Origin of the sequence: Lentzea sp. NPDC051838 (genome assembly GCF_040681245.1) — a bacterium.
GTDB lineage: Bacteria > Actinomycetota > Actinomycetes > Mycobacteriales > Pseudonocardiaceae > Lentzea.
Genome location: NZ_JBFAYI010000005.1, coordinates 87,432 through 108,644, shown reverse-complemented (window position 1 = coordinate 108,644; position 21,213 = coordinate 87,432). Strand labels below are relative to the sequence as shown.

Sequence of the window (21,213 nt, the reverse complement as noted above, 5' to 3'; positions counted from 1 at the left end):
CCGAATCCCCACCGAAGCGCGGAGTGGCACATTGTGCACCCGAGTTCGGCAGGCATGTTCGCCACTTCTCCGTGGTGGAGCGGCGATTGCGCCGACTGCCACGACTCGATACCGCGGCGGCGCTACCGGGTTCAATAAGCAGTTCGTCGTAGGCTGTCCGTCACCGGAGACGGGAGGCTGACGTGGCGGACACGGTGACCGAGGTGATGGCCGAACTGGCCGCACTCGAAGACCCGAAAGCACGCGCGGTCAACGAGAAGCACGGCGACGACCACGGCGTGAACCTGAGCAGGCTCCGCGCGGTCGCCAAGCGCCTCAAGACGCAGCAGGACCTCGCGGTCGAGCTCTGGGCGACCGGCGACACCGCCGCCCGCCTGCTGGCGCTGCTGATCTGCCGCCCCAAGGCGTTCACCCGCGACGAGCTCGACACGATGCTGCGCGAGGCCTACCGCCCCAAGGTCCACGACTGGCTCGTGAACTACGTCGTGAAGAAGAGCACCCACGCCGAGGATCTGCGCGCGACGTGGTTCGGCGACCCGGATCCCGTGGTGGCGAGCGCGGGCTGGGCCCTCACGACCGACCGTGTCGCGAAGAAGCCGGAAGGCCTCGACCTCGACGGGCTGCTCGACACGATCGATGCCGAGATGAAGGGCGCGCCGGAACGTCTGCAGTGGGCTCAGAACCACTGTCTGGCGCAGATCGGCATCGAGCACCCCTCGCTGCGCGCTCGTGCGATCGAGATCGGCGAACGGCTCGAAGTCCTGAAGGACTACCCGACACCGCCGAACTGCACCTCGCCGTTCGCGCCGACCTGGATCAACGAGATGGTGCGCCGCCAGCAGTAGCCGGGCGGTGGTCAGCTCGCTTCGAAGGCAGAGTGCCCCGGCGCCGGTGGCAGTTCGAGCAGCTCGCCCGCGACGTCGAGGAACTCGCCACCGCGCTGCCACAACGTGACGTCCGGATCGACGACGAACGGATCCGCCAGGTCGACGTCACCCTCGCGCACGCGGTAGGCCAGCGCCTCCGACTCCGAGTACGCGAGCACCGTCTCGTTCGTGCCTCTCCACAACCGCCGGAACATCACCGCGTTCACGCGCGTCACGGCGTCGTGCACGACGGTTCGCTGGAATCCGCTTCGCAGCAACAGCTTCATGCACTCTTGGACACTGCTCGCCGTCTGTGCCAAGTCACCCTGCCCATGCCGGTTGGAACTGCCCATTCTGGCTCGAACGAAGAGACTTCCCCACCGTCCATCACTCAAACGGGGCAAACGTTTGGGTCAGATGCACAACGTTCCAGGCGTCCGTTCGTGCACAGAAACGACGAAAGTAGACCGCTTCGGGCGATGGCACCGGGACCGTCGCATGCGCGAGCCTCTGCCGGGTGGTCGACATCCCGGTGCCCAACCCGCAGGCCCCTCTGTACGAGCGGGCCGCGACGCAGATCCCGAGCATCGCCGAGCAGGTGCTGGAGGCGTTCTTCGCCCGGTCGGCGGCCTACCGGCAGCTGCCGCACCAGCTCGTGGACCGCGAGATCACCGAGGCGGTGACCAGAAACCTGCAGGTCTTCCTCCGTGCCCTGCGCGAACAACGGCCACCCGCGCCCGACGAGCTGGCCGACCAGATCGCCACCGCCGTGCGCCGCGCTCAGCAGGGCGTTCCGCTCGACGTCGTGCTGAGCACGTACCACGTCGCCGCACACGTGGGATGGCTGTCGATGGCCGGAGTCGCGTCCGAGGACGAAGTCGGCGACCTGCTCGCGACCGTGCCCGCGCTGCTGCAGTTCCTGAGCGCCGCCGTGCCCGCCGTCGCCGCGTCCTACCTGACCGAGCAGCAGGCCCTGCACGCCGAACGCCGCGAGGCCGCCCGCGCGTTGGTGGCCGCGTTGCTGACCGGACGCGAGGCCGAGCCGCTGGCCGAGCGGATCGGTCTCGAACTCTCCAGCCACCACGTGGTTCTGGCCGTGCGCGTCGACGCCGTTCCGCACGGCACGGTGGCGCGCCGGCTGCGTGCCGAACTGCCGAAGCACGCGCTCTCCGCGCTGGACCAGGACGGCGGCACGGTCCTGCTGCCCACCACGCCCGGCGCGTTGGACGCCACGCTCGCCGAAGCCGCCGAGCTCGTCGGAAAACTGCACACCGCGGCGGGAATCGGCCTGGTGGGCGGCATCGCGGCGGCGGAGAGCCGGGAAGACGTCCCCACCGCCGCGCGTCAGGCAGCCGACATCGCCGAGCTGGCACAACGCCTCGGCCGCCCGCCCGGCGCGTACGTCCTGGACGACGTGCTGCTGGAGTACCAGCTCTGCCGTCCAGGACCCGGCCGCAAGCGCCTGGCCCGCGTGATGGACCGGCTGGCCGAACACCCGGACCTGCTGCACACGCTCCGGGTGTTCCTGAGCAGCGACCACAACCGCCACCGCACGGCCGAAAACCTGCACCTGCACCGCAACACGCTGAACTACCGCCTGCGCCGCGTGGCCGAGCTGACCGGCTACAACCCCGCCGATCCCGCGGACATCAGGCTGCTGGCCGCGTCACTGATCGTCCACGACCTGCGTCCGTGACTCTTCTTGGGAACTCATTTCCGGTAGAAGTGCACGTTGCGCCACTCGTGCTGCGCGCTCGCCGCCTGCAACGTGCCGTAGACGCCGTACTTGAAGTAGTGGTCGCCCTTGGGCCCGTTGTTGGTGTGGACGAGCTTGCCGTTGATGTAGATCGAGTAGCTGCCGCCGGTGGACGTCGCGTTGTGGGTGACGTTGATCCGCACCCACTTGCCGTTGATGCCGCTGACCAGGTCCTTGCCGCCACCGCGCAGGGTGCCGCCGTTCCTGGTGAACGACCTGATCATCAACGTGGTGGCGCCCTCCCCGTCGTTGCCGAAGATCTGCATGGCGCTCTCGTCCTCGGTGCCCGCGGTGACCTTGAGCTCGCCCTCGAACTGCCGTTGCCCGGTGCGGTAGTTGTCCTGGATCCGCGCCTCGACGCGATTGGATCCCTTGTTGAACAACCTGAACGTCTGCACCCCGCCTTCCCTGCGGTACGACCCGCCGGGCCCGGTCGCGCTGTTCGTGCTGCTCGGGTAGCTCTTGATCTCGCCGCTGCTCTGGATCTGCAGGTTCCACGAGGGGTTGTACTCGGACCACCCGCTGCCCACCGGTCCCGCGTACGCCGTCGGCTGGACGACGAACGTCAGTGCGGCTGCGGCGGCGACTGCCACGACTCGTCGTGTCATTCGCGCTCCTTCCAGAATTCGCAATGGTGTTCGGCGGCCAGATCGACCGGACGGATGTCGTCCGGAGCGAACGACTGCACATGCTCGCGGTTCGCGGTGAACCGCGGCCACCCCGAAATTCCGGTGCGCGCGAATGCGGACCAGTCTCGGATCATCTTTTGTGACAACCGTTGTTGCGCGTCGGTGAACATCGGCGCACGTCCGAGGTCGAAGAAGTCCCACAAGTCCGACGCGTGCTGTGCGCCGAGAGGCATCTGAGGCGGAATCGGCGACAGCTTCGGCGGATTGGGATCTGCGAACTCGTACTCATATACGCGCGTCTTCGAGGCCAAACCTTTTGCGGTCTCGTACTGGGTGCACGACCACATCCGATCGGTCACCACCGCGGCCCACGCCAGCGCGGCCGACTTCTCCGGCGGGTAGAGAGCTTTGACCTCGTTCGCCTGCTCGCCGAACGTCTCCTTCACGACGGCTTCGAACGTCTCGGCGCTCATCGGCTTGCCGCCGTCGTACGCGGCGGCCCACGGCGTCGCCTCGTTCTTCGTCGTCCCGCTCAACACCGGCACCCGGTGGAACTGCCCTTCCCTGATGGCTTTACCCGGATACATCGGCAGAACCTCTGTGCCATAAGCAGGTTGGATGAACGCCAGGTGCTGCGGCATCAGCTCCTCGGCCTTCATCCCGCGCAGGCAAGCCAGATCGGCGCATTTGAGCTCGTGCGCGATCTCCGTCCCGTGCTCCTCCAGCGCCTTCACGGGTTGGAAGATCGTCGCCGCGACTTCACCCCGGTACTCGAAGTTGTCGAGCCATCCGCTGGCGCACGACCCGCTCTGCATGACGGCCCGGTCGAACAACCCGGCCGCCTCGGGTGACGTGAGCTGCGCACACACGCTCATCGCCCCGGCCGACTGCCCTGCCAACGTGACGTTGCGCGGATCCCCGCCGAACGCGCCGATGTTCTCGCGCACCCACTTGAGCGCGGCCTGCTGATCCATGAGCCCGAACGTGCCCGAGCCCTCGAGCCCCGGCATGCCGAAGAACCCGAAGATCCCCAGCCGGTAGTTGACCGTCACGACGACGGCATCGCCCTGCTCGGCGAACCTCCGCGCGTCGTAGTTGCTCCCGGCGCCCATGTAGAAGCCGCCGCCGTGCACCCACACGATGACCGGCTTGTTCCTCGCCTTGGCCGGCGTGGTCACGTTGAGGTACAGACAGTCCTCGCTCGTGCTGCCCTGCGGCAACTCACCCGGCAGCTGCGCGCACGCGGGCCCCGGCTCGGTCGCTTGCCTTGTTCCATCCCACCTCTTCGGCGGCTTCGGTTCGCGCCACCGCTCGGACACCGCGTACTGGATGCCCTCGAACACCCTCGTGTGTCCGTTCACCTCGCCGCGCAATGCCCCGTATCGGGTGTGCACAACGGAATCGTCCGCTACCGCTGCCGTCGTTCCGGCCAGCAGTCCTGCCGCCACGAGCGGCACCAACCAACGTCGTTTCACCACAACTCCCCTCAGTTGTGGTGCACAGTCCACATCCGACGGACGGGTGACCGCGAGCGGCGAAAGTCGTCCCCACCAACGACGAAAGCCGCCCGATCGGTGATCGGACGGCTTTCGTCGAGCTCGACTGACCGAGATCAGTCGCCGTACGGGTTCTGCATCGAGACGTGCACGTGGTCGTAGTGGCCACCGGTCACACCGCTACCCGCGGTGTAGTTGCGCCAGCCCTCGGACGAGCGCGCCACGCTCCAGATCTTGCCCTGCCAGATGACGTAGCGGACGTCGAGCTTGTCCGCGTACTTCTTCAGCCAGTTGGCGAGCTTCCAGCCCTGCTCCTTCTGCGCGGCGTTCGGGTAGGTGCCGATCGCGTTGGAGATGGTGCAGTCGAGCGCGTTGCCGGTGTTGTGGTTGCTCGTCGACGGCTCGTAGCTGCGGTAGTCGCCGACCCAGCAGTCCTTCTCACCGGTCAGGCGGCGGATCTCGTCGTCCACGAACTGCGTGCGCTTCGTGGCCTGGGGCGCGCGGGCCGCGGCCGACGGGTGCGGGTTGGTGTTCGGCGGGGCGTAGGTGCCGCCGGGAGGCGGGGTCGTGCCGCCACCGTCGTTGAGCTTGTGGGAGGCGTTCTCGTTCTTGAGGGTCGAGTTCAGGTTGGTCTTGGTGTTGGCCGCGATCGTCTGGCTCGGACCCGCGTAACCGCTGTTGAAGTACACGGTCACCTTGTTGTCGGTGCGGTTCCAGACCGAGGCGGCCTCGTTCTTCACGCACAGACCCTGGCCGTTGCCGCCGCTCTTGAACTCGTAGCAGCTCGGCTGCTCGTCGCCGTAGTCGGAAATCGACGTGTTGAAGTCGGAAATCGAGCCGGCGTTGTCGCTGTTGTAGTACAGGCAGAATTCGCCGTCTTCGCACACGCCGTTGCGGGCCGTGGCGGCGTTGGCCGTGGCAGCGCCGAAGGACACGCCGATCAGCGCGCCCATCATCGCCACGAGAGCGATCTTCTTAAACACGATGTGTCCTTTTCCTGTTCGCAGGATCCGGCCCCGTCTGAATTGCCGGAGCCCGCTTTTCGAAAGGGAAGCTTTTGTTTTGCTGGGAGCAGCATCTCGACGTGCGCTGACATCTCGCTGACACCCGCAGTCACCGGACAGTCAGCGCCTGTAACCGGCACACTGGGTGCATGAACGACAAGTGGAACGCGCTGCCCGAACGTCCGAAGCCCGAGGAGTGGGTCGCGGAGAAGGAGACGAACCCGGTGCCGGGCGCGCTCGCCGAGGCCGAGGCCAACCAGGAGACGCGAGAGGCGCGCAACCTGATCGAGCGCAGCGGCTTCTGACCCTCAGCCGCAGCTCACAGCCCTAAAACCAGTGGCGCCGGTGCGCCAGAATGGTGTCGATGTCGATCCAACTGGCGTTTGGGGTAACGGCCGGACCTGGGGTGAGCTGCTGGCTGCCCGCGCCCGGCGGTGAAGCCGTGCTCGCGGACGCCCGCGCGGGTGCTCACCCGCCCGGTTCTCCCGTGGCGATCGGGCCGGTCGACGCCGATCCCGCCGACGCGCTCCGCCTGCTCGACCTGCTGACCGACACGGCCGCGGGTGCGGGCGTCGACCTCGGGGGCGGCTTCACGTCAGCCCGCCTGGCCGGTGCTCCGGGAGACCGCCGCGACGCGGTTCTGGCCGCGCTGTCCCACCTCGGCTCCGACGAGCGCCTGGGTGATCGGGCCGCCAACCTGGTGGCGCTGTTCGGGCCCGCCGCCACCAAACGGGTCGGGGCGGCCGCTCAGGCAGCGGTCGCCGACCAGCACTGGGCCGTCCTGCACCTGGCTTCGGCGGCGTCCGACCTGCTCGGCCCGGAACAGCTCGAACGAGTGCTGGCCCTGCGCGCGCCTACCGGCATCGACCCGTTTCCCGAGGGCGCGGCGTCGACGTTGGCCGGGCACCTGTCCCGCACGCTCAGCGGCTACCAACGGCCGCGACGGCTGACGTTGGTCATCAGCCTCTGGGACCACGTGTGCTCGCAGTTGCTCGAACAGCAGCGCCGGGAACGCCGTGAGTCGTCGCAGACCCGCACGCACCACATCGACAAGCTCCGCGAACGCCACCGCGCCCACTTCGACGAGCCGATCCTGCAACGCCTCGGCTGGGCGGTCAGCGGCACTCCCACCCTGGCCGCGGCGGCTCGCTGGCGTCCCGACAACTGGTGGACGGCGAAGGAGCTCGAACGCCTGCTCAACGACGCCATCGCGGCCACGGCACTGCTCCGGTTCGCTCGCACCCTGTCCGACGAGGGCCTCGCGGTCGCCGCGGACAAGCACCGGCACGAGCTCGCGGCGGCCGATCTCCTCACCGAGGAAGACCGGACCGGCGCCGCACGCCGCCAGGAAGGCGCCTACAGCCACCCGGCGCGCCCCGGCAACTACGTGCACTACCTCGCGGCGACGTTGAGTCCGGAAAGGACGATCAAGAAGAAGGCCGAGACCCAGGTGCGCAGCCGTGCCGCGATGGCGCGCAACTACGGCGTGGTCGTCTTCGACGCCATCAGGGAGATCCTGTCCGACCTGGACGTGCCGCTGGAGAACTGCTGGGACGTCTGCAAGCCGTGGAACGTGCCCCAGCTGCAGAAGTGGCGCGAGGCGACAGGTTTCTCGCGCCGGCCGCAGACCTGGGACAAGCCGCCGCTGACGGACAAGCACGCCGACGCCCCGACCCGCACGCTCGCCCAGCGCCTGGACGACGACCCGGCGGCGCGGGAAACACCGCACGACCTGCTCTGGCTCGCCGACCTGGCCGACGCCCTCGCGCCCTTCTACGGCGCCGAGCGCGCCGAGGTGGGCCCGGAGCACCCGTTCCCCACGATCACCTACACCAGGCCCGACCCGCTGACCGCCACGTCGATACCGCTGGCCGCCGCGCAGGTCGCGCAACTGGTGATGTTCGGCGCGACACCACCACCTCGCTGCGGCAGCTGGTCCGACCTGGCGACCGGTGTGAACGCGGACGCCGTGATCACCGAGGCGACCACCGGCGCGTTCCCGATCCCGCCCGAGGTGGCGGTGCTGGACAAGCAGACGGTCGGCGGCCTGACCGTGGAGCTCGGCCGCGATCCCCGCCAGCTCGCCGAGTGGTCCGGTTACATGGGCAACTGCATCGGCGAGTCCTGGTACGCGGCTCGGGCGCACAAGGGCCAGTGCGTCCTCATGGCCTTCCGCAAGCCGTCCGACGGCCGCATCGCCGCCAACCTCGACATCCGCCGTCACACCGGTGGCTGGCACGTCTACGAGCTGCGCGCGCGTTTCAACGAGGACGTGACTCCCGCGCTCGAGAAGCAGATCAAGCGGTGGGTCGACGGCATCCCGACGCAGGTTCCGACCGTCGTCGAACCCCTGCTGCCGGTGCCACCGGTGCGTGCCCGAGGTGGCCGCCGGTCCGCGCCGGTCCGCCTGCCCGCCGCGCTCACCAAGGCACTTCTCGATGCGGTGGAACAGGAGTTGGCCTCGGTCACACCGGCCCGCCGCACCTACGCCAAGCTCGCGCCCGGCGACTTCGAACCGGAAGCGGCTGTCATCGCCCTGAAACGCCAGAGCCCGGCGAAGCTCGTCGGCCTGCTCCGCGCCGCGCTCGTCTCCGGCATCGACGCATCCGTTGTCTGGCAGGCGACCCGCACCCGCCCACTGGCCGCCGCGGTGGCCCGGCTCGACCCGGAACTGAGCTCCTACGACCGCCTCGGCACCCTCACCGACGGCTCACCGCTCCCCCGAACCCTGCGCGCTCTCGTCCGCCGCCCGGAGATCGCCCCGGCCCACGCGCTGGACGTGGTGTCCCAGGCACTCCGCACAGCGCTCGGTCGTCTACTTACCGATGAGGCTCTGATCCGTTCAGTGGCTCGTCGTCCGTCGCCCGAACTGTTGTGCGCACTGACAATCGCCACCACCTGCGCGCCACAGTCCACAACGGACACCATCGTTCCCGCCAGGAAGACCGCTGTACCGGGCTTTCCCTCCAGCGACCTGTCCGACGAGCACGGCCCGTGGCAGCACGCCCTCACCGCGGCGGCGGAACTCGGCGCGCCGGTCGACGTGTTCTGGGACCAGGTCGCCGAGCACGGCCTGCTCGTGCCGGCCGGCTTGCTGGGCAAAGGTGGCTGGCCCGCGCTGTGGAGCCGCGCCCACCGGTGAGCTACTCGCAGGCCACGCCGTCGTTGTCCCGGTCGAGCGCCGACCGGTAGCCCGGCTGGCCGCGGTAGAGCGGTGCCGCGCCCGCAGCCTTGGCCGCCGAGCAGTTCGCGTAGTACGCGGCCGCCGGCGGTGGTGGAGGCGCGGGCACGGGTGCCGGCTGCGGTTGCGGTACGACAGGTTGCGGTTGCGGCACAACGGGTTGCGGCGCGGGCTTCACGTCGAGCCCGCCGCACGACGGCCCCCAGAACCCCGTCGACGACTGCTTCGCGACCGCCTCGGCCGCCTGGATCGCGGCGTCCGCACCACTCACCGCCCTCGCGACACCCTTGCTCACCGCGAGCACCGCGTAGTCACTGCCGTCGGCCAGCAGCAGCCGTGATCCCGCGACGCTGACCGCCTTGCCCACCAACGTGTTCGTCGCGAACTCCGCAGCGGACGTCGCCCAGCACTCGCCGGGCGGGGCAAGACCGGTCACCTGCACGCTGGTGCCGTTCGACAACGTCACCGTGCGACCGTCCACAACAGACGACACAGTCACCGGCGGCGGTGTTGTTGTCGTTGTGGTGCTTGTAGTTGTGGTCGTGGCGCTGGTGGACGTGGAAGTCGCGAGCGGCGCGGACTCCTGCCCACACCCCGCGATCACCAGCAACGGCACGACCGCGCTCGTCGCGGCGAACACGCGAGCGTTTTTCGGCAGCTGGCGCCAGGAACTGAGTGCGGTCACGGCCCGTGCATCGCGAAGGCTGCCGCACGGCGTTACCCGCGTCACCCGGACGGCCTATCGGCACACAACTGCGAGAGCGCTCTCAAGAACTCCTTGCGACTACTGGTCCAGTCCGGTCATACTTTTTGTTCGCCGCCACAACAAAAGTGTGCGAAGTGAGGTGACAACGATGTCGAACCGCTTCTCCCGCCTCGTGGTGATCATCGCAATGGCAGCGGTGACCGCACCCGTCGTGGCAACTCCTGCGAGCGGCGCGTCAGATGTCGGAATGCAGGCGATCACGTTCGCCGACGAGTTCAACGGCCCGGCCGGCAGCCCCGTCGACACCAACAAGTGGCGTGTCGAGACCGGCAACAACGGCGGCAACAACCACGAGTACCAGTACTACACGAACCGCACCCAGAACGCGGCCATGGACGGCCAGGGCAACCTCGTCATCACCGCCCGCCGCGAGAACCCCGGCAACTACAACTGCTGGTACGGCCGCTGCCAGTACACCTCGGCCAGGCTGAACACGTCCGGCAAGTTCAGCCAGACCTACGGGCACTTCGAGATCCGCATGAAGATGTCGCAGGGCCAGGGCATGTGGCCCGCCTTCTGGATGATGGGCACCACCGGCGGCGGCTGGCCGAACAACGGCGAGATCGACGTCATGGAGAACATCGGCCGCGAACCGAACACGGTCCACGGCACCATCCACGGCCCCGGTTACTCGGGTGCACAGGGCATCGGCGCGGCGTTCAACGGCCCGCGCTTCGCCTCGGGCTTCCACACGTTCCGGCTGGACTGGGCCCCGAACTCGCTGACGTGGTCGGTCGACAACCAGGTCTTCCAGCGGCGCACCCCGGCGGACCTGAACGGCAAGCAGTGGGTCTACAACAACCGCCCGTTCTACCTGCTGCTCAACCTCGCGGTCGGCGGTGACTGGCCGGGCGCTCCGAACAGCAGCACGCCGATGCCGAACACCATCGTCGTCGACTACGTCCGGGTGACGACCCTCTAGCTGAGCGCGATCACCGTTCCAGGGCGAACCCAGCGCATGATCGTCACCAACGCGGCTGCCGGCACCGCCACACACCCGGCGGTGGCAGCCCCGTTGGTGACGTGCAGGAAGAACGCGCTCCCGCCACCGGGCACACGTTGCGCGTTGACCCCCATCACCAGCGCGTAGTCGTAGACAGTCCCCTGCTCCCACAGGTTCTCCGACACGCTCTCGTTGAACGAACACGTCCCACGAGCACACCGCTGATGGGTGTTGTACAGAGGACTGTTGACGTCGCTGACCCACCAGTCCTGAGCGTCCACCCGCAGGTACGACACCCCGGCCCCGGGATCGGCCTGCCGCCCGAACGCACTCGTGATCGCGAAAACGCCTGCAGGCGTGGCGGACGAGGACTCCCCGTAGGACCCCGAAATCCCTGGCGCGCCAACCTTCGCCGCCACCCCGCCCAGCACAGCGGCCCACTCGCTCCCGGACTTCTGCCAGGTGGACACGGTGGCGTTCGACCCACCCGCGCCCACCACCGAGATCACCTGCGTGGCGGCCCCGACCCGATCCGCGAACCAAGGCGCCTCAACGCGTTTGGTCGGCGCGGGCGCGGCAACGGGCGGCGCGGCAGAGCTGGTGGCAGCGGACGACTTGCTCACGCTGCTGCTCGGCGGCGTCGTAGTGGTGGTGGCAGCACTGGAACTCGGCTCATCAGGCGAAACCTTAGGCCCGGTGACCGATGTCTGCTGAACACCCCCGGCGGTGATCGGCACGACCTGCGGAGATCCGTTGGCCGCCACGACGACGAACCCGGCGACAGCCACCGCCGCCACCACCGGGCCCAGCAGTCTGACCGCCAGTGGAACCTTCTTCTCGGACATCAGGGCTTCCCTGCCGGACGGCGGTGCAGCAGCTCGAACCGCGACCACATCGCTTCCGCGGCCTCGATCGACTCGCTCGTGCGCGCCGGGTCGACCGCCGCGAGCTCGGCCACGATCGCTTGCGCCAGCGCCATTCCCGCCGTCAGCGAGGCGAAGAACGTCACGCCTTCCGCCGGCACCATCAGCACCTGCTCGGCCGCGGCCGCGAGACCGGGGCTCGCCGCGTCCGTGATCGCGAAGACCCTCGCCTCGCGTTGCTTCGCCTCGTTCGCCGCGACGACGGTGCTCTCGTACAGGCGCCAGAAGCTGATCGCGACCAGCACGTCGTCGGACGTCAGCCGCGCCGTCATGTTCGCGACCTCCGACGTGCCCGCCGTCGCCGCGTGGACGTCGTACCCCGCGAGACGTGCGTTGTGCGCGAAGGCGATCCCGACCGCCGCGTAGCTGCCGTCGGCGATCACCAGCGTGCGACGTGCCCCGGCGATCGCGCGAGCGACCTCGCGGATCAGCTCGTCGTCGAACCGCCGCTGCAGCAACGCGAGGCTGTCGAGGTCCCTGCGCAACGACGCGGAGCCCGGCGAGCCGACGCCGCGGTGCTCCTCGGCGACCTGCGGCGCGCTCAGCGACGACATGTACCGCGCGCGCAGTTCCTGCTGCAACGCCGGCCACCCGGCGAAGCCCAGCGCCTGAGCCGTGCGGGTCACCGTGGCGACGTTGACCCCGGCGAGCTGCGCCAGTTCCGCCGTCGAGCCGAACGACGCCCGCCGCGGCTGGGAGACGAGAACCTCCAGCACAGCGGCCGACTTCGGGCGCAGTCCGCGCTCGGGCAGGCGCTCCCGCAGCCATGCCTCGAAGCCGTCGTCGGTCTCCGCCACCTCTACGCCTCTCCTCGGTCGCGACACCGTACTGCACCGGATCAGATTGCAAAGACCATTGCAGTTTGATTGAAGTGCAATATACGTTGTCGCCACCTCGACGGCCGGACCACGGAAGGCGTTCCCCATGACGCTGCTGGCACGACTCGATCGGCTCCCCCTCAGTCGCCCCCACTACAAGCTGCTGCTCATCGGCGGGCTCGGTTACACCTTCGACGGCATGGACTCGGCGGTCGTCGCGTTCCTGCTGCCCAGCGCCAGGGCGGCGTGGCAGCTCGACAACGGCCACCTCGGGCTGATCGGCTCGGCGACGCCGTTCGGCTTCCTCTTCGGTGCCGTCGCCGCCGGCCTGCTGGGCGACCGCATCGGGCGCAAGAAGGTCATGATGTACGCGCTGGCGTTCTACGCGGCGTTCTCCGTCGTCGCCGCGCTCGCGCCCAGCTACGAGGTGTTTCTCGGCGCGCGTGTGCTGGCCGGTGCGGGCGCCGGTGCCGAAAGCGCGATCATCGCGCCGTTCCTGGCCGAGTTCGTCCCCGCCCACCGGCGCGGCTGGTTCATCGGCGCGCTGGCCGGGTTCTTCTCGTTCGGCTTCGTCGCGGCCGCGCTGATCGGGCGGTTCATCGTGCCGACGATGTCCGACGGCTGGCGCGTCGCCCAGCTCGTCACCGCGCTGCCGATCGTGATGTTGTTGTGGTGGCGGCGTTCCCTGCCCGAGTCGCCGCGGTTCCTGCTCGCTCGCGGACGTCGCGACGAGGCCGAGCTGATCGTCGCGAAGATCGAGCGGGACGTCGAAAAGGCGACGGGGAAAGCACTTCCGCCCGTGCTCGCCACCGACGACCCGCCCGCGGCCGAGACGCCGAAGGTCACCCTCGCGACCGCGCTGCGGTTCCTGTGGAGCCGGCCGATGAGGCGCCGCACGGCGGTGATCTGGACCGTCTGGTTCGTGATCACGTTCTCCTACTACGGCTTCTTCTCGTGGATCCCGACGTTGCTGGTCGAGCGCGGCATCACGGTGACGAAGAGCTTCGAGTTCTCGATCATCATCTACCTCGCCCAGGTGCCGGGTTACTTCTCCGCGGCGTGGCTGTCCGAACGCCTGGACCGCAAGCACACGATCGCGTTGTACCTGTCCGGCTCCGCGGTGAGCGCGTTCTGGCTCAGCCAGACCTCGGCGCCGTGGTCGATCACGCTCGCCGGCGCGGTGCTGTCGTTCTTCCTCAACGGCACCTACGCGGGCGTGTACTCCTACACGCCGGAGGTTTTCCCCACCTGGATCCGGGCCAGCGGCACCGGGATGTCGAGCGCGTTCGGCCGCGTGGGCAGCATCCTCGCACCGACGATCATCGGCCTGTCCGCGGCGAGTCTCGGGTTCGCCGGCGTCTTCGGCCTGACCACGGCGGTGCTGACGGCAGGCGTGGTGTGCGTGGTCGTGTTCGGCCTGTCCACCGCCGGCCGCTCGCTGGAAGAACTGACCGAACGCACCGTCACGAAGGAGATGACGCGGTGAACCTGTCCAAAATGGAGGAACGGGTGCGCGCCGAGATCGGCGTGCGGTTGTTCACCGTGCTCGCCTGGGTACCGCGACGCAAAGCGCTGCGGCGGGTGCACAGCAGCCATCCCGAGCAGTACCCGGTCGGCGGCGAGAAGACGGTCGAGGTCGCCGAAGGCTGGCTCGACCAGTGCATCACCGGCCAGAAGCCCTACCTGGGAAGGGATTCCGCGGCCGTGCGGGAGATCTTCGCCGACCACCGGGTCATCGCGGCGCTCGGCTGCGGAGCGGTGATCAACGTGCCGGTCGTGGGCCACGGCCGGACGCTGGGCGTGCTCAACCTGCTCGGCGAGGAAGGCAGCTACGACGAGGATTCGGTCGTGGTGGCCGAGTCGTTCGCGCTGCTGGCGGTGCCCGCCCTGCTGGACCTGGAGGAACGGTGAACGGATCTCTGCTGCTGCGCAACGCGACGTTGCTGGACCCTGCTACAGGTCACTACACCGAAGGCGACCTGCACTGCGTCGACGGGCGCATCACCGAGGAGTGCCCGGACGGCACGCGATCGCTGGATGTCCGCGGCGCCGTCGTGCTACCGGGCCTGATCGACGCCCACGTGCACGTCACCGCGTCGACAGCGGATCTGGGCTCACTGCCCTCGACGTCACCGTCCTATGTGGCCCTGCACGCGGCCCGAACGATGAGCCGGATGCTCGACCGCGGCTTCACCACGGTCCGCGACGCCTCGGGCGCCGACTACGGCCTGGCGGACGCCCAAGCCGAGGGTCTGTTGCGCGGCCCGCGACTGCAGTTCTGCGGCCGAGCCCTCAGCCAGACCGGAGGCCACGGCGACAGCCGCACCCGCGGCACCAACGTCCGCGACGACCACCCGTGCTGCGCGGGCCTCGGCCGGGTGGCGGACGGCGTGGACGCGGTGCGCACGGCTGCCCGCGACGAGCTGCGCAAAGGAGCCCACCACATCAAGGTGATGGCGTCCGGCGGCATCGCCTCCCCCACGGACCGGATCGACTCGACGCAGTACTCGGCCGAGGAACTGCGCGCGATCGTCCTGGAGGCAGAAGCGGCAAACCGTTACGTGGCCGCGCACGCCTACACGGCCCGAGCGGTGAACCGCGCCTTGGAGCTCGGCGTCCGTTCCATCGAGCACGGCAACCTGATCGACGACCGCAGCGTCGAGCTCTTCCTCTCGCACGACGCGTTCCTCGTCCCGACCCTGGTGACCTACTGGGCGCTGAAGCAGGAAGGCCGCGAGCACGGACTCCCGGAATCCAGCTGGCGCAAGGTGGACGAGGTCCTCGGCGCGGGCCTCACCGCGCTGGAACGAGCGTCCCGCGCCGGCGTGAAGGTGGTCTTCGGAACCGACCTCCTCGGCGGCATGCACCGGCACCAGAACCACGAGTTCCGGTTGCGCGCGGAGGTGCAGACACCCCTGGAGGTGATCCGCTCGGCCACCACCACCGCCGCGGACCTGCTCAACCTGACCGGCGAGATCGGCACGCTGGCCGTGGGCGCATACGCGGATCTCCTCGTAGTGGAAGGAGATCCGTTGGACGACATCGGCGTACTGGCGGAACCGAAGCACTTCCGGCACGTGATCCAGGGCGGCGAGGTGGTGCTCGGCTAGGTGAGCGCGGCCAGCTGATCCCCGTACTCGATTCGAGCAACCCAGTCCTCGGGCCAAGCCTCGATCCCGTGCGCGGCACCGACAAACGCTCCAGCCAGCGCGGCAATCGAATCCGAGTCCCCGCTCGTCCGCGCCGCCCGCACCAGACTCCGCATCGGATCATCGGCATGCCGCACCGCGCAGTACAGCCCTGTCGCCAACGCCTCCTCGGCAATCCACCCCTCGCCGGTGGCAAGGCACGCGTCGAGCCCGTCGTCCGGCAGAGCCAGCGCGGCCACCAGTCGTTCAAGCACCGCACCGCACTCGTCCCAGCCGCGAGCGATGAAGTCATCCGGCGTCGTCGCTCCCGGCACCTCCCACAGCGACCCGAGCCACTCCTCCAGGTAGACCTCACGCCGTTCCCCGCACCGGTCCAGCAACGCGGCGGGCACATCGGCCAGCTCAACGCCGTCGACCAGCAGCCGCGTCGCGTAGGCCGTGAGCTCGGACGCGGCCAACGCCGTGGGATGCCCGTGCGTCATGGCGGCCTGCAACTGCGACACCCCGGCCAGCACCTCAAGATCAAGCCCGGGCAGCAACCCCACCGGAGTGACCCGCATGTTGGCACCACATCCCTTGGACCCGGCGATCGTCGCCTCGACCCAAGGCGCGCCCTCCGCCAACCCGCCACACGCCCGCAGACACGTCATCCCAGGCGCGCGGTTGTTCTCCGGACTGTGCGCCCAAGCCACGAACCGCTCCCGCAACCGCGGCTCGAGCACGTCAGCGCTGTACCGCTCGACCCCGTGCAACGCCCACGCGACGGCAAGCGCCATCTGCGTGTCGTCGGTGACCCGCGCCGGATCGCCCACGAGTTCGGGCCCGTCCGGCCCGAACTCCCGCTCGATCTCGGCGACTGTCATGAACTCCGTGGGCGCACCGAGCGCGTCCCCGAAAGCCAACCCGTAAAACGATCCCGCGATCCGGTCCACACTCGAACCCTACGACGACGGAGTTCCTCGCAGGCGGACCTCGACCAGGCCGCTACTTGATCACGTGGAAGTCCGGGTGCACGCACCACGCCGCCATCGCCGCTGCGTCGAGGTAGACGTAATCGCGGTCATCGACGGCAATGCAACGACCCGCGCTCTCCAGGTACCTCAGCAAGTCCGCGGAAGGCGCCTGGAACTCGACGAAGACCCAGCCTTCGGTCTGCTCCGCGACGCGCTGCGCCAGCCGAACCAGCACAGGCCGGCCCGCCAGATCCCTGACGAAGACGTGCAACCCGACGTCACAGCGCATCGGCTTCCCGGCCACCCGCTCGACGAGCGCGAGCTCCGTCGGCTCGGTCTCGCTGTCCGGCCGGTCGAGGCGGTAGCCGTACGGCAGGCCATCGGCGGAGCGCCAGTCGACCGGGTTGACCGCATCCCGCTGCATGCCTTCGGCGATCATCTCCGCCACCACGACCCGTTCGACCCGCTCGGCCGGGCACGGGGTCAAGACGCTCAACGCTGTGCCACCCACGGTGAGCATTAGACAACGCCGCAGCACCCGGCACGGCAGACTGGCCGGCATGAGCGACACCGCCGCCGAGTTCACACGGCTGCGAACCCTGATCGAACAGCTGCTACCCGGCACCGCGCCGTTCCTGCCCGGCGCGACCGATCACGACCTTGACCGGCTCGCCACCGCGACCGGCCTGGCCCTGCCGGCCGACCTGGTGGAGATGCTGCGCGTGTCAGCCGGTCAGGACGACCCCGACTACCTGCACGGCCCGCTCAACTTCCACCACTTCCTGACCATCGACGAGATCATCGAGATGCACCGCGTGCTGACCGACGTGGTGAGCGAGCTGGCCAGACCGGTCGAGCAACCCGCCCACTACCGCTGGACCGTGTGGTCCGAATCCTGGCTGCCGTTCCTCGCGTTCCAAGGCGACAGCTACCTGGTGGACCTGGAACCCGGTGAGCACGGCACCGTCGGCCAGGTCGTGTTCCGCCCCAACGTCCCGGACCTGGACGAGCCGAAAGCGCCCTCGCTCACCGCGTTCCTCGCCCGTGCCGCCGACCTCGTCGAAGCCGGGCACGCCGAGGTCGAGGAGAGCACGCTCGTCCTTCTCGACCTGTACTGACTACAGGGTCATCCCGTCAGAGCGACTGCCGGGTCGGGCGTGGCGAACAGGCTGTCGAACACCCGGACGCGGTCGAACGACAGCGCGTGCTCCCGTGCCCGATCCGCCATCACCTGCCGTTCCTCGCCCGACATGTCGAGCACCACCCGGTCGATCGCGGCGGCGATGTGGGCACTGTTCCCCGCCTCGACGAGGATCGCGGTCCCGCCCACCGCTTCGCCGACCCCTCCGGTGGTGGTCGTGATCACCGGCCCGCCGCCCGCGAGCATCTTCTCGGTCAGCGCGATGCCGAAGGTCTCGACGAACTCCGGTTCGGGTTTGGTCGGCAGCGCGAACACCGCGCAGCCGTTCATCAGCAACGGCTTCTCCTCGTCCTCCACGTCGGTGAGGAAGAGGATCCGGTCGTCGTGCCGGGTGATCGCCTGGAGGTGCTCCAGGTCAGGGCCGTTGCCGGCGACGACGAGCTTCAGCCGTGACCGCGCCTGGCATCGGGCGAACGCGTCCACCAGGTCGTGGATGCCCTTGGCCCGGGTCACCCTCGACAGGAACAACACGTACCCGTCGCGCTCCAGGCCGCGGCGCTTCAGGGCGGCGTCCACGAGCGCCGGGGCGAGGTCGAGGTAGGCCGAGGTGTCGATCGGTGGGTAGCTGACCGCGATCCGGCGCACGCACTGGCGGGCGAACCTGGTGCCGCAGTGCGCGTCGACGGCTTCCGCGCAGGCGATGATCTCCTGCCTGGTGTACTCCGACACGGCGATCACCTGGTCGTTCGAGAGGAACCGGGTGAACAGGGCCACGGCTGCCCCGAACCGCCTCTCGCGCAGGCACGAGCGGATCACGTTGGTGACGTCCGAGCCGACCGCCTTCGCGATGGTGTGGACGTCGGGTGCGAAGCCGGCCGCGCGTGCCGCGTCCACGGCGTCGCGCACGACGGCGTCGTGGGGAGCCAGGTACATCGACACGCAGGTGGTCGGGACCCGGTCGGCGAGCAGTTCGACCAGGCGTCCCGTCAGGCCGGCCAGGTAGCGGCCGTCGGGTACCCGGTAGTCGCCGACCGGCTCGGGCCGCTCCACGGTGATGCCGTCGCTGTAGGGCAGGATCCGGTCCAGCGGCTTGAGCGGCAGGCCCGCCGACTGCAGCACGGATATCGGCCACGTCAGCAACCGCACGTCGTCGAAGCCGCGGGTGAGCGCGACCTCTGCCAGGTTGCGGGCTTCTCCGGAGTGGCCGCAGATGACCGGGTCGGCCCGGACCACGATGACGAGACGGCGGCTTGGCCTGCTCATGTGCGAGCCCCCTTTCCGAGCGGGTCGGACGTTGATGGCGGCAGGATCTTGCGTCCCCATTCGGACGGCTGCGGGCCGAGCTCGAGCAGCAGCCGTCCGCCGGCATGGACGTCGGACGCGCGCAGATGTGCCGCGTCCAGTGGTTTGCCGTCGAGCCGGGCGGACTGCACGTACTGCGGCGGCGGGTGCGCTTCCAACCCGTCGGAACTGATGGACGTCTCGCGGTGTCCACGGGTCTCGATGACGAAGTCGCGGTCTCCGAGGTGCAAGGTGGCGCGGCTGAAGGCGGGCGCGTTGACGAGGAACAGGTTCTGCCCGGCGACCGGGAACAGGCCGAGCGAGGCCCACACGTACCACGAGCTCAGCCCGCCCGAGTCGTCGTTGCCCGGCAGGCCGCCGCGACCGGTGCCGAACTGCCAGGTCAGTGCCGCGTGCACGATCTCGGCCGTGCGGTCCGGCCGCGCCGCGTAGTGGTAGGACCACGGCGCTTCCATGTCCGGCTCGTTGTTCAGCCCCTCGAACCGGTTCAGCAGGTAGCCGGCCGCCATCTCCGCCGAGCCGGGCAGCTTGCCGGGCTGCGCCACCCGCGGGGCGCCATAGCCGAAGAACGCGTCGAGCGTGCCGACGAACGCTTCGTGCCCACCGACCATCGCGATTCTCGCGGCCATGTCGTGCAGCAGCCGGAACGAGTAGTTCCACTTGCCGCCTTCGTAGAACGACGAGTCGAGCAGCAGACCGGTGTCCGGGTCGAACGCGTTGGACCACAAGCGGCTTCGCGCGTCGAGGTCGTCGGCGAGCTGGACGTCGTTCAGGGCACGGGCGACGCCGGAGGTGCAGTAGCAGGCGTAGGCGAGGTCGAGCGTGTGCGAGATCGGGTGCACGACGCCGTGCTCGTAGAAGTCCTCGCCGTACATCCGGCGCAGGTCGTCGTACATGTGCACGAGCGCCCAGGTCCAGTCCAGGTCGCCGAGGCCGAGGGCGTGCGCGTCGGCCAGCGCGGTGTGGACCAACGAGCTCGCCTGCCGGGAGAACCTGTCCGCGCCGCGAGCCATCCGGTATCCGATGGGGAAGTTGCCTTCCTCCTCGCAGACGCGGATCAGCGACTCCAGGAGATCGACCGCCCGATCAGGGCAGATGGCCATGAGCAACGGCAGCTGGGTCTTGTAGATGTCCCACATCGTGCAGATGTCGAACACGAAAGGCCCCGAGGACGGCCAGAACGGGCTCTCGTCGTCGGCGAAGCACGGCTTGATCAGCGAGTGGTACAGGGCCGTCGCGAACACCTGCCGCCTGGCGGGTGACCCGCCCTCGACCTCCACCCGGCCCACGTGGTCGCGCCACCGAGCCTTGGTCCGCTCCCGGACGACGTCGAACGCCGGCGCCCCCTCACCGCATTCGCGGGACAGGTTCTCCCGAGCCTGTTCACAGCCGCGCAACGAAAACCCGATCTGGATCTCGACGCTCTGCCCGGCGGTGGTGGGGCCCATGAAGAGCATCCCGAACGGGCGCAGCGTGGTCTGCCTGATGCGGTCGAAGTCGAGCCGCGTGCCGCCCTCGATCAGCCGGCGGTCGTGCCAGAGCATCTGCCGCCAGCCAGGACTGTCGACCTTGATGTACACCGACAGCGGCACGCCTTCGACGACCACCGTGCCCTGGGCGCGGCCGTTGCCGAGGCTTTCCACGTGCGCGCGCAACGGCACCGTGCGGCCGAGGTCGATGGCCAGCCCGCCGCAGGACAGGTCGACGACGACCCGTGCGCTGCGATGCTCGGGAAAGACGTAGCGGTGGACGGCGACCTTGGCGCCGACGGTGACCTCACATCGAATGCCGGTGTCGAGAGTGGCCGCGTAGTACCCGGCTTCAGCGGTCTCGTCGTGCAGCGGCCAGGCTTCACCGAGGACGTCCAGCTGCTGCACCATCGGGGTCACCCGCACGTAGTTGTAATACTTGCGTATCGCCCCTGTACCGGATTGTTGAAAATGCGTGAACCCGGACGCCTGCAGCCGGTCGAACAGTTCCTCCGGCTGCCCCTCGGTGTTCTTCGCGTAGAGGCCGTAGCCGGTCGGATAGGCACCGGAGTAGGCGCACGCGGACACCATGCCGAGCGGCGACGTCGCGCCGGGGTGGGTGTTGCCGACCTGCGCTTTCGGCCACCACCACGAGGCCGCCAGCCCATGCGCCGCAGGCAGTGAGGTGGCAGCCGTTCCGATGAAAGGATCGATTTCGTCGAAGATGATTCGACACTAGGCAACTCGGACACGACGTTGGTTTCGGCGATATGAACATGTGGCCCTGTCCGATGATCGGCGAGCGGTGGCCCCGATG

General features: G+C 68.9%; 20 protein-coding genes. 9 read left to right on the top strand and 11 right to left on the bottom strand.

The features are described from left to right. Window positions 1-206 precede the first annotated feature (206 nt). Window positions 207-845: a DNA alkylation repair protein gene (locus AB0M24_RS14080; RefSeq protein WP_363767074.1), complete on the top strand. Its 639-nt coding sequence runs from the start codon at window positions 207-209 to the stop codon at window positions 843-845. 11 nt (window positions 846-856) lie between these two features. Here the strand turns inward: AB0M24_RS14080 and AB0M24_RS14075 are convergent, their stop codons facing one another. After that, window positions 857-1,153 (bottom strand): hypothetical protein, encoded by a 297-nt coding sequence (locus AB0M24_RS14075; RefSeq protein WP_363765987.1) that lies wholly within the window; start codon window positions 1,151-1,153, stop codon window positions 857-859. A 230-nt stretch (window positions 1,154-1,383) separates the two neighbouring features. Here AB0M24_RS14075 and AB0M24_RS14070 point away from each other — a divergent pair, with 230 nt between their 5' ends. Further along, window positions 1,384-2,562 (top strand): helix-turn-helix domain-containing protein, encoded by a 1,179-nt coding sequence (locus AB0M24_RS14070; protein ID WP_363765984.1) that lies wholly within the window; start codon window positions 1,384-1,386, stop codon window positions 2,560-2,562. Between the two features lie 14 nt (window positions 2,563-2,576). Here AB0M24_RS14070 and AB0M24_RS14065 read toward each other — a convergent pair whose 3' ends face one another. The 3 genes from AB0M24_RS14065 to AB0M24_RS14055 all read right to left on the bottom strand — a co-directional run bounded on the left by AB0M24_RS14065 (window position 2,577) and on the right by AB0M24_RS14055 (window position 5,730). After that, on the bottom strand, window positions 2,577-3,230 hold the full coding sequence (locus AB0M24_RS14065) for a hypothetical protein (RefSeq protein ID WP_363765981.1): 654 nt from the start codon (window positions 3,228-3,230) through the stop codon (window positions 2,577-2,579). Beyond that, window positions 3,227-4,726, bottom strand: a complete 1,500-nt coding sequence (locus AB0M24_RS14060; protein WP_363765978.1) for a carboxylesterase family protein — start codon at window positions 4,724-4,726, stop codon at window positions 3,227-3,229. The genes AB0M24_RS14065 and AB0M24_RS14060 overlap by 4 nt, the downstream gene beginning before the upstream one ends. A 137-nt stretch (window positions 4,727-4,863) precedes the next feature. Beyond that, complete coding sequence (locus tag AB0M24_RS14055) at window positions 4,864-5,730, bottom strand: peptidase inhibitor family I36 protein (protein ID WP_363765975.1); 867 nt, start codon at window positions 5,728-5,730, stop codon at window positions 4,864-4,866. 170 nt (window positions 5,731-5,900) lie between these two features. Here AB0M24_RS14055 and AB0M24_RS14050 point away from each other — a divergent pair, with 170 nt between their 5' ends. Beyond that, window positions 5,901-6,056, top strand: coding sequence for a hypothetical protein (locus AB0M24_RS14050; protein ID WP_363765972.1), 156 nt, complete (start codon window positions 5,901-5,903; stop codon window positions 6,054-6,056). Between the two features lie 59 nt (window positions 6,057-6,115). Then, the gene (locus AB0M24_RS14045) at window positions 6,116-8,893 is read left to right on the top strand and encodes a hypothetical protein (RefSeq protein WP_363765970.1); all 2,778 of its coding nucleotides are present in this window, start codon (window positions 6,116-6,118) and stop codon (window positions 8,891-8,893) included. Between the two features lies 1 nt (window position 8,894). On the opposite strand, the gene AB0M24_RS14040 is transcribed toward AB0M24_RS14045, so the two are convergent. Next, window positions 8,895-9,617 (bottom strand): excalibur calcium-binding domain-containing protein, encoded by a 723-nt coding sequence (locus AB0M24_RS14040; RefSeq protein WP_363765967.1) that lies wholly within the window; start codon window positions 9,615-9,617, stop codon window positions 8,895-8,897. 169 nt (window positions 9,618-9,786) lie between these two features. On the opposite strand from AB0M24_RS14040, the gene AB0M24_RS14035 reads away from it, so the two are divergent. After that, window positions 9,787-10,620, top strand: coding sequence for a glycoside hydrolase family 16 protein (locus tag AB0M24_RS14035; RefSeq protein WP_363765964.1), 834 nt, complete (start codon window positions 9,787-9,789; stop codon window positions 10,618-10,620). Here AB0M24_RS14035 and AB0M24_RS14030 read toward each other — a convergent pair. Then, window positions 10,617-11,486: a L,D-transpeptidase family protein gene (locus AB0M24_RS14030; protein WP_363765961.1), complete on the bottom strand. Its 870-nt coding sequence runs from the start codon at window positions 11,484-11,486 to the stop codon at window positions 10,617-10,619. The genes AB0M24_RS14035 and AB0M24_RS14030 overlap by 4 nt on opposite strands. Beyond that, window positions 11,486-12,361 carry a MurR/RpiR family transcriptional regulator gene (locus AB0M24_RS14025; RefSeq protein WP_363765958.1) on the bottom strand — a complete coding sequence of 292 codons (876 nt, stop codon included), beginning with the start codon at window positions 12,359-12,361 and terminating at the stop codon, window positions 11,486-11,488. Before AB0M24_RS14025 ends, AB0M24_RS14030 begins: the two co-directional genes overlap by 1 nt. Window positions 12,362-12,488: 127 nt before the next feature. Here AB0M24_RS14025 and AB0M24_RS14020 point away from each other — a divergent pair, with 127 nt between their 5' ends. From AB0M24_RS14020 to AB0M24_RS14010, 3 genes are read left to right on the top strand one after another with little or no spacing between them, the layout of a single operon-like run. Continuing rightward, a complete protein-coding gene (locus AB0M24_RS14020; RefSeq protein WP_363765955.1) occupies window positions 12,489-13,868 on the top strand; it encodes an MFS transporter in 1,380 nt (459 codons plus the stop codon). Between the two features lie 11 nt (window positions 13,869-13,879). Continuing rightward, window positions 13,880-14,293 (top strand): GAF domain-containing protein, encoded by a 414-nt coding sequence (locus AB0M24_RS14015; RefSeq protein WP_363767071.1) that lies wholly within the window; start codon window positions 13,880-13,882, stop codon window positions 14,291-14,293. Further along, a complete protein-coding gene (locus AB0M24_RS14010; RefSeq protein WP_363765948.1) occupies window positions 14,290-15,492 on the top strand; it encodes an amidohydrolase family protein in 1,203 nt (400 codons plus the stop codon). Before AB0M24_RS14015 ends, AB0M24_RS14010 begins: the two co-directional genes overlap by 4 nt. Here AB0M24_RS14010 and AB0M24_RS14005 read toward each other — a convergent pair. Beyond that, complete coding sequence (locus AB0M24_RS14005; RefSeq protein ID WP_363765945.1) at window positions 15,489-16,463, bottom strand: ADP-ribosylglycohydrolase family protein; 975 nt, start codon at window positions 16,461-16,463, stop codon at window positions 15,489-15,491. The genes AB0M24_RS14010 and AB0M24_RS14005 overlap by 4 nt on opposite strands. A gap of 52 nt (window positions 16,464-16,515) precedes the next feature. Further along, window positions 16,516-16,980: a hypothetical protein gene (locus tag AB0M24_RS14000; RefSeq protein ID WP_363765943.1), complete on the bottom strand. Its 465-nt coding sequence runs from the start codon at window positions 16,978-16,980 to the stop codon at window positions 16,516-16,518. 64 nt (window positions 16,981-17,044) lie between these two features. On the opposite strand from AB0M24_RS14000, the gene AB0M24_RS13995 reads away from it, so the two are divergent. Then, the gene (locus AB0M24_RS13995) at window positions 17,045-17,602 is read left to right on the top strand and encodes an SMI1/KNR4 family protein (RefSeq protein ID WP_363765941.1); all 558 of its coding nucleotides are present in this window, start codon (window positions 17,045-17,047) and stop codon (window positions 17,600-17,602) included. Between the two features lie 8 nt (window positions 17,603-17,610). Here AB0M24_RS13995 and AB0M24_RS13990 read toward each other — a convergent pair whose 3' ends face one another. After that, window positions 17,611-18,888 (bottom strand): glycosyltransferase, encoded by a 1,278-nt coding sequence (locus tag AB0M24_RS13990; RefSeq protein WP_363765937.1) that lies wholly within the window; start codon window positions 18,886-18,888, stop codon window positions 17,611-17,613. After that, complete coding sequence (locus AB0M24_RS13985) at window positions 18,885-21,098, bottom strand: glycoside hydrolase domain-containing protein (RefSeq protein WP_363767068.1); 2,214 nt, start codon at window positions 21,096-21,098, stop codon at window positions 18,885-18,887. The genes AB0M24_RS13990 and AB0M24_RS13985 overlap by 4 nt, the downstream gene beginning before the upstream one ends. Window positions 21,099-21,213 lie beyond the last annotated feature (115 nt).